This is a genomic window from Micromonospora sp. RL09-050-HVF-A (assembly GCF_019374995.1).
Taxonomy (GTDB): domain Bacteria; phylum Actinomycetota; class Actinomycetes; order Mycobacteriales; family Micromonosporaceae; genus Micromonospora; species Micromonospora antibiotica.
Genome location: NZ_JAGKQP010000002.1, coordinates 4,078,006 through 4,091,780, shown reverse-complemented (window position 1 = coordinate 4,091,780; position 13,775 = coordinate 4,078,006). Strand labels below are relative to the sequence as shown.

General features: G+C 71.9%; 11 protein-coding genes and 1 pseudogene. 6 read left to right on the top strand and 6 right to left on the bottom strand.

Going from position 1 to position 13,775, the window contains the following annotated elements; all coding sequences use genetic code 11:
• Nucleotides 1-398: 398 nt before the first annotated feature.
• Nucleotides 399-2,027, top strand: coding sequence for a gamma-glutamyltransferase family protein (locus tag J7462_RS17895; RefSeq protein ID WP_219465094.1), 1,629 nt, complete (start codon nucleotides 399-401; stop codon nucleotides 2,025-2,027).
• 51 nt (nucleotides 2,028-2,078) lie between these two features.
• On the opposite strand, the gene J7462_RS17890 is transcribed toward J7462_RS17895, so the two are convergent.
• Nucleotides 2,079-3,044, bottom strand: coding sequence for a GlxA family transcriptional regulator (locus J7462_RS17890; RefSeq protein WP_219465093.1), 966 nt, complete (start codon nucleotides 3,042-3,044; stop codon nucleotides 2,079-2,081).
• Nucleotides 3,045-3,194: 150 nt separating this feature from the next.
• On the opposite strand from J7462_RS17890, the gene J7462_RS17885 reads away from it, so the two are divergent.
• The 4 genes from J7462_RS17885 to folE all read left to right on the top strand — a co-directional run bounded on the left by J7462_RS17885 (nucleotide 3,195) and on the right by folE (nucleotide 7,138).
• Complete coding sequence (locus tag J7462_RS17885; protein ID WP_219465092.1) at nucleotides 3,195-3,332, top strand: hypothetical protein; 138 nt, start codon at nucleotides 3,195-3,197, stop codon at nucleotides 3,330-3,332.
• A gap of 100 nt (nucleotides 3,333-3,432) precedes the next feature.
• Nucleotides 3,433-4,008: a hypoxanthine phosphoribosyltransferase gene (gene hpt / locus J7462_RS17880; protein WP_208567737.1), complete on the top strand. Its 576-nt coding sequence runs from the start codon at nucleotides 3,433-3,435 to the stop codon at nucleotides 4,006-4,008.
• A gap of 425 nt (nucleotides 4,009-4,433) precedes the next feature.
• Nucleotides 4,434-6,440: an ATP-dependent zinc metalloprotease FtsH gene (ftsH, locus tag J7462_RS17875; RefSeq protein ID WP_219465091.1), complete on the top strand. Its 2,007-nt coding sequence runs from the start codon at nucleotides 4,434-4,436 to the stop codon at nucleotides 6,438-6,440.
• 35 nt (nucleotides 6,441-6,475) lie between these two features.
• Entirely contained in the window at nucleotides 6,476-7,138 is a 663-nt protein-coding gene (folE, locus tag J7462_RS17870; RefSeq protein WP_219470430.1) for a GTP cyclohydrolase I FolE, read from the top strand.
• Between the two features lie 128 nt (nucleotides 7,139-7,266).
• Here folE and J7462_RS17865 read toward each other — a convergent pair whose 3' ends face one another.
• Nucleotides 7,267-7,908, bottom strand: coding sequence for a hypothetical protein (locus J7462_RS17865; RefSeq protein WP_374197534.1), 642 nt, complete (start codon nucleotides 7,906-7,908; stop codon nucleotides 7,267-7,269).
• A 130-nt stretch (nucleotides 7,909-8,038) separates the two neighbouring features.
• Nucleotides 8,039-10,652, bottom strand: a pseudogene (locus tag J7462_RS17860) (FtsK/SpoIIIE domain-containing protein).
• A gap of 223 nt (nucleotides 10,653-10,875) precedes the next feature.
• Here J7462_RS17860 and J7462_RS17855 point away from each other — a divergent pair.
• Nucleotides 10,876-11,436, top strand: coding sequence for a hypothetical protein (locus J7462_RS17855; protein WP_219470428.1), 561 nt, complete (start codon nucleotides 10,876-10,878; stop codon nucleotides 11,434-11,436).
• A 1-nt stretch (nucleotide 11,437) separates the two neighbouring features.
• Here the strand turns inward: J7462_RS17855 and J7462_RS17850 are convergent, their stop codons facing one another.
• The 3 genes from J7462_RS17850 to J7462_RS17840 are packed head-to-tail and all read right to left on the bottom strand — an operon-like array spanning nucleotide 11,438 to nucleotide 13,774.
• Nucleotides 11,438-12,040, bottom strand: coding sequence for a hypothetical protein (locus J7462_RS17850; RefSeq protein WP_219465090.1), 603 nt, complete (start codon nucleotides 12,038-12,040; stop codon nucleotides 11,438-11,440).
• Between the two features lie 13 nt (nucleotides 12,041-12,053).
• Nucleotides 12,054-13,229: a M23 family metallopeptidase gene (locus J7462_RS17845; RefSeq protein ID WP_219465089.1), complete on the bottom strand. Its 1,176-nt coding sequence runs from the start codon at nucleotides 13,227-13,229 to the stop codon at nucleotides 12,054-12,056.
• Complete coding sequence (locus J7462_RS17840) at nucleotides 13,226-13,774, bottom strand: hypothetical protein (protein ID WP_219465088.1); 549 nt, start codon at nucleotides 13,772-13,774, stop codon at nucleotides 13,226-13,228. The genes J7462_RS17845 and J7462_RS17840 overlap by 4 nt, the downstream gene beginning before the upstream one ends.
• Nucleotide 13,775: the final 1 nt, after the last annotated feature.

The window sequence follows — 13,775 nt, the reverse complement described above, 5'->3', positions numbered from 1 at the left end:
CCGTCGGCTGGGCGCGCCCGAGTGGGGGACCCGTTGGCTGGGCGCGTCCCGAGCGGGGATCCGTTGGCTGGCCGAGTGCGCCTCAGGCAGGGTGGCCGGGGGCGGGGGAGTGATCAGATTGCGTTTTGAGCATTCGGGCCGGCATGTCGTCTCCATTTTCGCAATCTGATCATGATGCGCCGAGCGCCGAGCGCCGAGCGCCGAGCGCCGAGCGCCGAGCGCCGAGCGCCGAGCGCCGAGCGCCGAGCGCCGAGCGCCGAGCGCCGAGCGCCGAGCGCCGAGCGCCGAGCGTCGAGCGTCGAGCGTCGAGCGTCGAGCGCCGAGCGTCGAGGCGCCCGCGCAGCGGCGTGGCCGCGTACCCGTGGGGGTGGGTTGGGGTGGTGCGGTAGACAGGGCTGATGGCGTACCCCCGCAGTGCCCTGTTCGCCCCGCACGGTGCCGTCTCGACCAGCCACCCGCTCGCGGCGGCGGCGGGCCTGGCCGTGCTGCGGCGCGGCGGCAACGCCGTCGACGCGGCGCTGGCCACCGCGATCACGTTGACCGTGGTGCAGCCGCCGTCCAACGACATCGGTGGTGACCTGTTCGCCATCGTCTGGGACGGCGACCGGCTGCACGGTCTCGCCGCCGCCGGGCGGTCACCGGCCGGGCTGACCCGGGAGGTGGTGCTGGCCGCCACCGGCGGGGCGGCGGCGGAACCGGTGGCGGCGCTCGGCGGCGCGCAGGCGGCCGGGCCGGCGATGCCCGCCCGGGGCTGGTTGCCGGTGACCGTGCCGGGTGCGCCGGCCGGCTGGCGGGACCTGCACGACCGGTTCGGTGTGCTGCCCTTCGCCGACCTGTTCACCGACGCGGTCGGGTACGCCGAGCATGGCCACCCGGTCTCCACCGGCACCGCCGCCACCTGGGCGCGGGCGCTGGCGCAGCCGGTGCCGACGGGTGCCGAGTTCACCGAGTTCGACCGGGTCTTCACGGTGGCGGGTCGGGCACCCCGGCCGGGTGAACGCTGGCGCAATCCGGCGGCGGCCCGGACGCTGCGGCTGATCGCCGCCAGCGGCGCGGAGGACTTCTACCGGGGTGCGATCGCGGCGGCCCTGGACCGGCACGCCGCCCGGACCGGTGGCTTCCTCACCGCCGCCGACCTGGCCGCGCACACCTCGACCTGGGTCGACCCGGTCAGCGTCCGCTACCGGGGGCACGAGGTGTGGGAGCTTCCGCCGCCGGGGCAGGGGCTGGCGGCGCTGCAGGCGCTGGGCGTCCTCGACGGGCTCGACCCGGTCGCCGACCCGGTGGACCGGGTGCACCGGCAGGTGGAGGCGGTCAAGCTCGGCTTCGCCGACGCGCACGCGCACGTGGCCGACCCGGACCGGGCCGACGTGCCGACCGCCGGCCTGCTCGACCCGGGCTACCTGGCGGGGCGGCGGGCGCTGCTCACCGACCGGGCCGGCGACCCGGTGGCCGGCACGCCCGAACGGGGCGGCACCGTATACCTCTGCACGGCCGACGCCGACGGCCTGATGGTCAGCCTGATCCAGTCCACCTACCTGGGGTTCGGCTCCCGGGTGGTGTTGCCCGGCCACGGTTTCGCCCTGCAGAACCGGGGTACCGGTTTCCGGCTCGACCCGGGTCATCCCAACGTGGTGGGGCCGGCCAAGCGGCCCTTCCACACGATCATCCCGGGCTTCCTGACCCGTGCCGGGGCACCGGTCGGGCCGTTCGGGGTGATGGGCGGGCACATGCAGCCGCAGGGGCACGTCCAACTGGTCGCCGCGACCGTCGACGCCGGCCTCGATCCGCAGGCCGCCCTGGACGCTCCCCGCTGGTACTGGCACGCCGGCCGGACCCTGCTCGTCGAGCCGGCCCTCGCGGCGCAGCCCGGCCTGGTCGCGGGGTTGCGCGCCCGGGGCCACGAGGTCACCGTCGCCGACGAGCCGTCGGTCTTCGGGTACGGCCAGGCGCTGTGGCGTGACCCGGCCGGCGGCTGGGTGGTCGGCGCGGAGCCCCGGGTGGACGGCGCGGCACTGGGCTACTGATCGTCGGCGCGTCCGGTCGGTGATGTGGTCCGTGCCGGATCGGTGGTGGGCTCAGGCGGTGGGGACCCGGTCGCGGAAGGTGGTGCGGTAGCCCTGCGGGGTGGTGCCGAGCCGGCGGGCGAAGTGGTGGCGCAGGGCGGCGGCGTCGGGGAAACCCGAGCGGCCGGCGACGCTCTCCACGCTGAGCCGGGTCTCCTCCAGCAGCCGGCGGGCCAGCAGCACCCGCTGGTTGGTGAGCCAGTCGTGCGGGGTGGTGCCGGTCTCGGCCCGGAACCGGCGGGCGAAGGTCCGCGGTGACATGCCGGCGCGGGCGGCCAGCTCGTCCACGGTGGTCGGCCGGTCCAGGTGCCCCACCAGCCAGCTCAGCACCGGTTCGAGGGTGGGGGCGTCGGGGGTGGCCGGGATCGGCGCCTCGACGTACTGGGACTGGCCGCCGTCGCGGTGCGGCGGGACCACCATCCGCCGGGCGAGCCGGGTGGCGGTGCCCGAACCGTGTTCCTGGCGTACCAGGTGCAGGCAGGCGTCGATGCCGGCGGCGGTGCCGGCGCTGGTCAGCACCGGCCCGTCGGCCACGTAGAGGCTGTTGCACCGGACCCGGGCCGAGGGGTGGCGGCGTTGCAGCTCGTCGACGTACTTCCAGTGGGTGGTGCACTCCCGGCCGTCGAGCAGGCCGGCCGCACCGAGCACGAACGCCGCGGAGCAGACGCTGAACACGTACGCCCCCCGGTCGGCGGCGCGGCGCAGCGCGGCCAGCACCGTCTCGGGCAGCTCACCGTCGCCGTGGGTGTACGCGGGCACCGCGACCAGGTCGGCGTCGTCGACCGGGGCGAGGTCGGCGTGCGGGGTGAGGCCGAAGCCGGAGGCGGTGCGCACCGGGTCGCCGTCGGCGGTGCAGACCGTGAACCGGTAGCCGGGGAAACCGTCGTCGGTGCGGTCGGTGCCGAAGACCTCGGTGAGCACGCCCAGCTCGAAGACGGCCACCTGGTCCAGTGCGATGACGGCCACCGATCGGATCATGTGACGAGGGTAACCGCAGGAGTGGCAGAAAATCGAGGGGGCATGGCATTACTGCCACTGTCCGGCGCTGGGGTGGGGGCGGAAACTGGTAGCAGTCCGGTGCGCGCCGGCGGCGAAAACCACTCAGATCCCCGGAAAGTGAGCGCCGCCATGCAGTTGCTGTTGTTCCTGCTCTTCGTCGTCGCGCTGGCCGTCGCCTCGGCGGTCGGCCTGACCGCCGACACCCGTGACTCCGCCGACTGGAAGCCCACCGAGGACGGTCGCCGCTGGCGGTCCCACGCCTGCTGAGGTGGTTGCTCCCGGTGTGCCGGAAAAAACCGTGGCGGGGTCGCGCCGAAAGGTGCGGCCCCGCCGACGCGGGTCGGCCGGCGTACGGCAGGCTAGGAGCATGGCTGACGGCTCCTGGTACGACGCCGACATCGATCACGTGATCATCTCCGAGGCACAGATCCGCGAGAAAACGGCGGAGCTGGCCAAGCAGGTCTCGGCGGACTATGCCGGGGTCACCGACGGGCTCCTGCTCGTCTGCGTACTCAAGGGCGCGGTCATGTTCATGGCCGACTTCGCCAGGGCGTTGGGCCGCCAGGGTCCACCCGTGGAGCTGGACTTCATGGCCATCTCCTCGTACGGCCAGGGCACCACCTCCTCCGGCGTGGTACGCATCCTCAAGGACCTGGACCGGGACATCGCCGGTCGGCACGTGGTGGTGGTCGAGGACATCGTCGACTCCGGTCTGACCCTGTCCTGGCTGCTGCGCTACCTGGAGTCCCGGTCGGCGGCCAGCGTCGAGGTGGTGGCCCTGTTCCGCAAACCGGAGGCGGTGAAGGTCACGGTCCCGGTGAAGTACGTCGGCTTCGACATCCCCACCGAGTTCGTGGTCGGCTACGGCCTGGACTTCGGCGAGCGCTACCGCGAGCTGCCGTACGTCGGTGTGCTCAAGCCCGAGGTCTACGCCCGGGCCTGAACGTCCGCTCGTATCGGTCGTCATCGAGCGGACGTTCAGCGGGCTCCCAGCCAATCCGACTACGGTAGGGACGGGTGGCGTGGGGGCAGCTCCGCGCCCGGCACCCCGACCCGCGTGACCGGGCGGTCGACGGAGCCGGTGCGCAGTTCCCCGCCACGTCGGCTGAGACCCCGGTTCGCCGTCCACGCGGGCGCCGGGCTCGCAGGCTCGCAACTCGGGGTCACGAATGTGCCCGACTGCGGGGCTCGCAAGCTCGCACCTGGCGCGCACGGTGTACCGTCGAATGACCGCGGTGCGGCAGTTCGCGCGCCCCGGGGTCGAGGCCGGCCCGCACGGCGGCTCGACGCCGCCTCCGGCGGCGACACCATTCAGACGGTCAGGACGTCGATCAGGAGGATGCGGGCGCCTCGGCGCTCGACAACAGCATGGAACGTACGCGTTTCTTCCGCCGACCGGTGGTCTGGATCATCCTGGTCATCCTCGGCGCCGTTGTGCTCAGTCAGCTGTTCACCGCTGGTCCCAGCTACCACCGGGTGGACACTTCCGTTGCGCTCGACCAACTGCACACCGCCAAGATCAACAAGGTCGTCTTCCAGGACAAGGAGCAGACGCTCCAGCTCAACCTGGCCGAGAAGACCAAGTTCGGCGACACCACGACCGACCGGATCGAGGCCCAGTTCCCGTACCAGGCCGGCGAGCAGGTCTGGAACGAGGTCCTCGAGGCCAAGGCGGCCAACCGGGTCACCGGCCCGGCCGACGCCAAGGTGTCGTCCGACAGCATCTGGGTGAGCCTGCTGGTCAACCTGCTGCCCATCGCGCTGCTCGTGCTCCTGCTGCTGTTCTTCATGTCGCAGATGCAGGGTGGCGGCTCCCGGGTGCTCAACTTCGGCAAGTCCAAGGCGAAGATGATCACCAAGGACACCCCGAAGACGACCTTCGCGGACGTGGCCGGGGCCGAGGAGGCGGTGGAGGAACTCCACGAGATCAAGGACTTCCTCCAGAACCCCGCGAAATACCAGGCCCTGGGCGCCAAGATCCCGAAGGGCGTACTGCTCTTCGGCCCGCCCGGTACCGGTAAGACGCTGCTGGCCCGCGCCGTCGCCGGCGAGGCCGGGGTGCCGTTCTACTCGATCTCCGGCTCGGACTTCGTGGAGATGTTCGTCGGTGTCGGCGCCAGCCGGGTCCGCGACCTCTTCGAGCAGGCCAAGGCGAACGCCCCGGCGATCGTCTTCGTCGACGAGATCGACGCCGTGGGCCGGCACCGTGGCGCCGGCATGGGCGGCGGCCACGACGAGCGGGAGCAGACCCTCAACCAGCTGCTCGTCGAGATGGACGGCTTCGACACCAAGGGCGGGGTCATCCTGATCGCCGCCACCAACCGGCCGGACATCCTCGACCCGGCGCTGCTGCGTCCGGGCCGGTTCGACCGGCAGATCCCCGTCGACGCCCCCGACATGGAGGGCCGCAAGGCGATCCTGCGGGTGCACGCCAAGGGCAAGCCGTTCACCCCCGACGTCGACCTCGACGCGGTCGCCCGGCGTACCCCCGGCTTCTCCGGGGCCGACCTGGCCAACGTGATCAACGAGTCCGCGCTGCTCACCGCCCGCAAGGAACAGCGGGCGATCAGCAACGACTCGCTGGAGGAGTCGATCGACCGGGTGATCGCCGGGCCGCAGCGCCGGACCCGGGTGATGAGCGACCAGGAAAAGAAGATCACCGCGTACCACGAGGGTGGGCACGCGCTGGTCGCCTGGGCGCTGCCGCACGCCGCGCCGGTGCACAAGGTGACCATCCTGTCCCGGGGGCGTTCGCTGGGGCACACCCTGGTCCTGCCGACCGAGGACAAGTACACCCAGACCCGGGCCGAGATGATCGACACCCTGGCGTACGCGCTGGGCGGTCGGGCCGCCGAGGAACTCGTCTTCCACGAGCCCACCACCGGCGCCGGCAACGACATCGAGAAGGCCACCCAGTTGGCCCGCGCGATGATCACGCAGTACGGCATGAGCTCGAAGCTCGGCGCGATCAAGTACGGCACCAGCGGGGACGAGCCGTTCCTCGGCCGCAACATGGGCCACGAGCGGGACTACTCCGACTCGGTCGCCGCCGAGATCGACGGCGAGATGCGGGCCCTGATCGAACTGGCCCACGACGAGGCCTGGGAGATCCTGGTGGAATACCGGGACGTCCTGGACAGGATGGTCCTGGAGCTGATGGAGAAGGAAACCCTCTCCACCGCCGACATGGCCCGGATCTGCTCGCGGGTGGTCAAGCGCCCGCCGATGGCCCCGTACAACGGCTTCGGCAAGCGCCTGCCCTCCACTGAGCCGCCGGTGCTCACCCCGGCCGAGAAGGAGAAGCTCAAGGCGCAAGCCACCGCGGACGGCATCTCCGTCGGCGGCTCCTCGAACAACTCGGACGGTCTGCACTGAACACCGACGCCGCGGCCAGCCCCGACAACGCGGGGCTGGCCGCCTCGTCCACCGAGCCCGGAGACGAGACACTCGACTACGTCGCCGCCCGCCTGATCAGCGGCAAGCTCAACGGTCGTCCGATCGAGGACACCATGGACCTCGGCCGGATCGAGAAGGCGGTCCGCGAGATCCTCATCGCGGTCGGGGAGGACCCCGACCGCGACGGCCTCCAGCAGACCCCCGCCCGGGTCGCCAGGGCGTACGCCGAACTCTTCGCCGGCCTCCGGGTCGACCCGGCCCAGGTGCTCAGCACCACCTTCGAGGCCAACCACGAGGAGTTGGTGCTCGTCCGGGACATCGACATGATGAGCCTCTGTGAGCACCACCTGCTGCCGTTCCGGGGCAGCGCGCACATCGGCTACATCCCCGGCCCCGACGGTCGCATCACCGGCCTGTCCAAGCTGGCCCGACTGGTCGAGGTCTTCGCCCGGCGTCCGCAGGTGCAGGAGCGGCTCACCTCGCAGATCGCCGACCTGCTGATGAGCCGACTGCAACCGCGCGGCGTCATCGTGATACTCGAATGCGAGCACATGTGCATGGCCATGCGCGGCATCCAGAAGAGCGGCGCCAAGACCATCACCTCCGCCGTGCGCGGCGTGCTCCAACACGACGCGAAGTCCCGCGCCGAGGCGATGTCACTGATCATCCCCCGCTGAGCCCTGAGCCCTGAGCCCTGAGCTGGCGTGCGGGCCGGGGTCAGCGGTGCGGGCCGGGGCCGGCGGTCAGCCGGCCAGCAGGGCCAGCATGATCCCGGCGGTGGTCACCACCGCCGGCACCAGGCAGGTCAGCAGCCCCAGCCGGGGGTACGCTCCCACCTCCCGTCCGGTCCCGGAGGGAACAGCCGGCTGATCCCGACCCAGCCGGCCGCGAACGCCGCCGCCGGCATCGGCAGGCCCACCACCAGCGCCGCCACGCTCACCGGGCCGGAGTCGACCGTCAGGAACAGCACCAACTGCACCACCGGCACGATCAGCGCCAGCGGACCGTACACCAGCAGGTTGCGCCACCGGGGTGGCCAGGCCGCCGGACGCGGCGCACCGCGCGCGGCCAACGCCGCGTCCGCGCCCTCCACCCAGCCCTGGGCCGTACGCAGTCCGGCCAGCACCGCCGCCGGACCGCCCAGCATCACCCTGGTGGCCTCGGTCAGCTCCGGCGGCGTCGGGGCCAACGAGATCGCCGGTACACCCAACTCGCGCAGCCTCGCCTGCTGCGGCACCAACCGGGCGCGTACCTCGGCCAACTCCGCACGGGCCGCCTCCACGGCGCGGGACTGCGCCGCGGCAGCCGTCGCCGCACCCCGGCGTACCCCGTCGAGCTGGCGGGCGGCGGCCAGATACTCGGTCCACGCTGCGGTCATCGACGGGGCCGGCTCACCGGCGGGCCGCTGCCGGACCGGTGCCACCGTCACCGCGTCATCGATGCTCACGCCCGACGCTCCGCACGACAGGTCACGGCCAGGTCCCCCTCGCGGTCGCCCAGCTGCGGCCCCCGTGGCGGTCGGTCCCTCGCGGTCAGGCCGCGCCCGGTCAGGCCGTACCCGTTCCCCACGCGGCCGGTCACGAGGTTTCCTCCTCGTCGGCGAACGGCACCAGGACGGTGCCCCGGTCGTCGGCACTGTCCCAGAGAACCACCCGGGCCGGTCGGGGACGCCACTGCACCGGATGGCCGAAGAGCGAAGCGAGCTGCGCACCCGGCACGTCGACGGTGGCGACCGCGGCCAGCTTGCCCACCTCGTCGTCCGGCTCCACCAACCCCGCGAACGGCGGAACCGTCCGCCACCAGCCCAACAGGTGCCGACCCGCCGGTGGGCCCTCCCGCAGCAGCGTGCGCAGCCGCTCCGGCGGCAGCTCCTCCGCATTGGGTACGTCCACCCCGAACACCACGAAATAGGTCGGGCCGGTGCCGGTGGAGGCGGTCAGCAGGCCCGGCCCGTCCACCGTCGACACGCGGTGACACCCACCCAACTCGGCGGCGAGCGCGGCGGCCAGCGGGGCGGACCCCTCGGTCAGCGCGGCGACCACGAACTCCGCGCCGCCCGGCGGGTGGTGCGCGGCGACGCTCCGGGCGGCCGTCGCCAGCAGCGCCGCCGCCGCCAGGCCCGGCCCGAGGACCGCCAGGTTGCGCCCGGCCACCGGACCCAGCGGCACCGCCACGGTCGTCCGTGCCACGTCGACCGCCCGACCCAGCAGCGCCGCCGGGGCACCGGACCGCCCGGCGACGGCGGCCCGCATCCGTGGGTCGTTACCGAGTAACGGCCGGGCCCACCCGGCGAACACCACCGGCGGTACGGCACCCTCCGGCCGCGCTGCGAACAGGCGACGCCGCAGCCCTTCGACCACCTCCGGGGCGTCGTGCGGATCGGGGAACCGGACCAACCGCTCGTGCCCCCGGGTCGCGCCGCGTGGACCACCCAGCCCACCGGCCGTGTTCACCACCGCGCTACCCACCGCCAGACCGGCGGCGGCATCGTTGGTCGGCATCAGCACCGCGCTGCCCCCGGCGAGCGCCACCCGCACCGGGAACTGCCCCAGCACCGAGTCCCGGGGGCCGACCCCGCACCGACACCCAGGTCACCAGCCCCGGCCAAGACAAGGTGGACGCCGTACCCCGCCCCGAGCGGGCCAGCCCGTCCAACCGGGCCAGCACCTCGGCAGCCACCGGATCCCGATCCGACAACAGCAGCGGAAAATTGTCGAGGACACAGACGATGCGGGGCAGCACCTGATGGTCACGCAGCTCCGCGAACCGTTGACCACCGGCCCGCGCCGCCGCCTCCTCCCGTCGGTGGATCTCCGCCGCCAACTGGTCGAACAGGTCCCGGACGTACTCCGGGTCGGCGGCCATACCCGCCGCGCGGACCTGCGGCAACCACGACCGGTCCCGTTCGGTCTGGAGGAACTCCACGAACGACTCGCCGTCGCCCAGGTCCACCAGGTACAGCGCCAGTTCGTCCGGGCCGTACCGGGCGGTCAGGCCGAGCAGGGCGGTGGTCAGGAACGCCGACCGACCCGCGTCCGACCGGCCACTGACCAACCAGTGCGGGGTCAACTCGGTGAAGCCCACGGTGACCGGCCGGCCCCCGGCATCCCCGACAGTGGTGGACAGGCCGTCGACCGACGTCGTCGTCCACAACTCGGCATCCCCGGGCGGCAACAACTCGGCCAGACCCAACCGGGAACCCGCCTCCACCTGGTCGGCCAGCCGACGACACACCGCCCCGATCAGCTCCGGACCGGGATCCTCGTCGACGAGGACGGGACAGTTCAGCCCACCCGGTGACTCGGTGCCCGGTCCGCTGAACGGGCTGCCTGGCGGATCACCCACCAGCGCGTACGAGGTGCGTAGCCGCACCGGCGTGGCCTGTGGCAACGGCGGCCGACCCAGTACCGGCCAACCAGCCACCACCAGGTGCAGACCGGCACCCCGGCCGCGCTCGGCCAGCGCCACGATCCGGTCCAGGTCGCTCGACCCGGTCGACTCGGGCAACCCGGCGATCACCAGCAACAGGGTCCGGTCGTGCCGACGGGGACGACCGGCACCCGGAGACACCCACTGCTCTGCCTCGGTCAGCACCGACCGAAGCCCGGCCACGTCCGCCGCCGGAGGCGGTAGCAGACCCGCGTCGACCAGCGCCGCGAACGGAGCGAAGACGCCGTCGCCCCCCAACCCGACGCCGTCGCCCCGGCTACCGCCCGGGGCGACGCCCGCGCCGGGCCGGCTGGTGGTGCCGTCGACGCCGCGCACCAGCAGGCAACCTGCGGGGATGGCCGCCAGCACCCGCAGCAGTACGGCCCGCAGCAGGCCGCGCACCCGCAGGTCCCGGGCGTCCGCGTCGAGCGTCAGGTGCCCCGACCCGAACAACGGCACCAGGGCCGGGAAACGGGCATCCTCCAACGGTGCCGCCACCCCGATCCGCACGAAGGGCGGATTGTCCTCACCACACGGGGCGTCCGCCGACACGGTCTCCAGCGGGACGCCGGCCCACCCCGGTGCGAGCAGGGCGGCGGCGCTGCGCAGCCGGTCCGCCAGTTCGTACTGGCGACGCTGGTCGGCGGGGGCGGGACGGATCTCGTCGAGGACGACGGTGGCCGCGGCGACGGTGGCGGCGGCCCGACGGTGCAGGGCTGCGGCGCGGTTCGTACGAGCCTTCGGACCGGCCACCGCGTCCACCCCTCTTTCCGAGGCGTGTCCACCCCTCCTTCGAGGTTGGATACCCCCGACTGCAGACCGTATCCCAGCCCGGGCCGCTCCCCCGGGATGCACGACGGCGATGCGCCGGGCTTGTCGCGAATGGTGGAGAACTCTCACCTGCCGGGGTCGTCCTGTCACGATCTGCAGCTTCCGGGGCATTGGGTACGAGGCGGCCAGCCGATAGCCTCAGGGGGTGGAATCAGTGCAGCCCCCCGCCGGTTCCCAGGTGTCCCGCGTACCGGCGCAGCGGACCCCACCGGACCAGTCGGCACCCCCTGCGCCGCTGCCGGTGCCGCCGCGTCGGCCTCGCCGGCTCCGGACCGTCCTCACCGTCGTCGGCGGGGTGTTGGCGTTGCTCTGTGTGGGGGCCGGAGTGACCGGCTACGTGCTGTACGAGCGGGCCGCCACCCCCGACCGCAGCGCCCCGGACGTCGTGGTGGACAACTACCTTCGCGAGTTTCTGGTCAATGAGAACGACACCCGCGCAGAACTCCTTGTGTGCGAGGGGAACCCAGACGGCCTTGCCGAACTTCGAACGCTACGTGACGACCTACGCGACAGGGAGCGCCGTTTCGCGACCACCCTCACGGTCAGTTGGGGTGCCCTCTTGATCAAACGAGAGGGCGAAAGTGCGCAAGTGGAGACCGACCTCATTCTCTCAGCCGCCGTGGACGGCATCTCTCAGACCGACCGGCAACGTTGGCGCTTTCAAACCCGGTTAAAAGACCATTGGAGAGTCTGCGAAGCCACCAAGAGGATTTAGTTCATTCGATCCACAGCAGGTGGACCGGAACCTCAAGGGTGGTGGGCGGTTGTCCGCGCCAGGCCCAGCGGTACCACTCCAGTTCCGGAGTGACCCGCACGCAGATGTCGCCGTCGGCACCCGAGTACGACTCGGTCACCGCGCGAAGATCGCGGTGTTCCGTGGAGTCCTCGACGTGCACCACCCGTCGGCCGTTGACCGCATCCGTCTCGAAGACCGGGGTGGGGGCGGGGTGTGTCGGTCCGTCCAGGGAGACCAGACGAATGCCCTGGCCACGACCAGCATCAGCGGTCGATGGGCGGGCCCTGAGGGTCTCCACCCAGACCCGTTCCACGGGGACGAGCGGGGCGAAAACTTCGACCTGGTCGGACTCTGCCCGGTACCACTCGTGTTCGGGAATGATCGGCACGTAGGTGCGGCTGCCCTGCACCACCCGTTCGTCGGCGCGTAGGTCTCCCCGCCACCCGAGGCCCGGAAGCCCGACGAGGACGCGGCGGCCACGAAGCTCGACCCGGCTGGTGGCGGGAACGATCTCTATCGGCCTCGGCGGTAGCGGTGCCCAGTCGGGCTGGCCGGCGAAGGGGTCCGGCAGCGGTCCGCTCATCGTCGCGTCGGTCTCATGCCGAGCCGTTCAGCGGTGCACCACGTTGCCGCATGAACGGCACCGGGTTGATCCCACCGGCGAAGCTACGGTCACTGTCGACGTGCACCTCGAAGTGCAGGTGTGGGCCGGAGGAGTTGCCACTGCTGCCCACCAGGCCGATCACCTCACCGGCCTTGACGAGCTGCCCGGGGGTCACCCGCGGCTTTTCGATCATGTGGCAGTAGCGGCTGACGAAGCCACCGGCGTGCAGGATGTCGACGAACCAGCCACACCCTCCCTTTCCGGGGAAGCCGTCGACATTGCAGCTGAGATTGCCAGCGTGGTCCGGATCGCAGCGGGCAACGAGCACCCGACCGGTGGCAGCGGCATGGATCTCGGTGCGCTTGCGTGCGCCGATGTCTACGCCGTTGTGTCGCGGTCGACTCGCGGTACGGAAGCCGGAGCCGACCCCGCCCTCGATCGGCGCGGTCCATCCGGAAGCGGCGATGGTCCGCGCGGAGGCCCGGTCACACACCGACCGGTCGGCGATCTGGACCGTCCGGGCGGCCCCACCTGCCAGTGCGTTGACGATCTGACTGGCGACGTCCTCGTGCTTTGCGTACGCGTCGGGGTAGGCGCTGATCTGCACCTTCTGCGCGGCCCGGGTCAGGGGCATCCGCTCCCAACCGTCGAGCTTCAGCAGCTTTTCGTAGAACTTGCGGGCCGCATAGTCGGGGCTCATCCGTTGCGTGACGCTGCCCCAGCCGGCCCGCTGCTGGAACAGGCCGAGGGAGTCGTGGTCAGACCCGACCCCCTCGTTGGGAATGCCACTGGAACCGGCGACGGTGCTGTTGGACAGGTTGCGCAACGCCGATTCCTGCATCGCCGTCGCCACCGCGATCACCCAGCCCCGGGGCGGAACCTTCATCTCCTGACCGACCTTGATGATGACTGCGGCATTACGCATCTGAGTGGCCCCGTACACCGACATCCGGGGCATCTTGCCGGTGACACTGACCCGGTGCTCGTCATCGCACTGCTGCTCGTTCGACACCAGGGTTTCCTGGTCGCCACCGAGATTGGTCAGGAAGAACGCGGCGCTGCCGCCACCACAGCAGAGCAGCGCGAAAACGCCGGTCAGTGCGGCGGCGACGGCACCTACCCGGACCCGGCGGCGTGGGGCTCCGGTCGGTGACAGCTCGGCAGTCATTCCCGCTCCCAGTCCACGGCATCCACCAACCAACGGCCGTCGGGTGCAACCAGTTCCAGCCGCAGCCGTCCGCCCTCCAAGGGAACCAGAACCTCCGCGAAGACCGCCGTCCGGGGACGCAGCGTCGGAGCGCCGGCGATCTTGACAGCAGGCACCCCGGCCGGGTCGGCACCGGTCAACTTCTCGGTGAGTTCCGGCGTCGACATCGGCCGTAGAGCCGCCTGCCACTGCTCGGCAGTGGTGGTGGACCCGCCCAGCCAGGCAGTGGTGAACCGGGTGGCCGTCTGCTCGGGGGTCAACTCACCGGGTCGGGTACGCGGTGACTCCGGGGACGGCGTGGCGATGACCCCGTCGTCACCCTCTTCCGGATCGACGGTGGTGATCGGTTCCCGTGGGCGGCTGCTGAGTCCCGCTCTGAGGTCATCGGGACCGGAGACCAGGCGGGCCGTGCCGATCACCCCGAGCACCAGCACGGCGATCACGAGTGCGATGCCGAGTCGCGACCGGATGAGTCGCGTGAAGAGGAATTCGACTGCTCGCCGCATC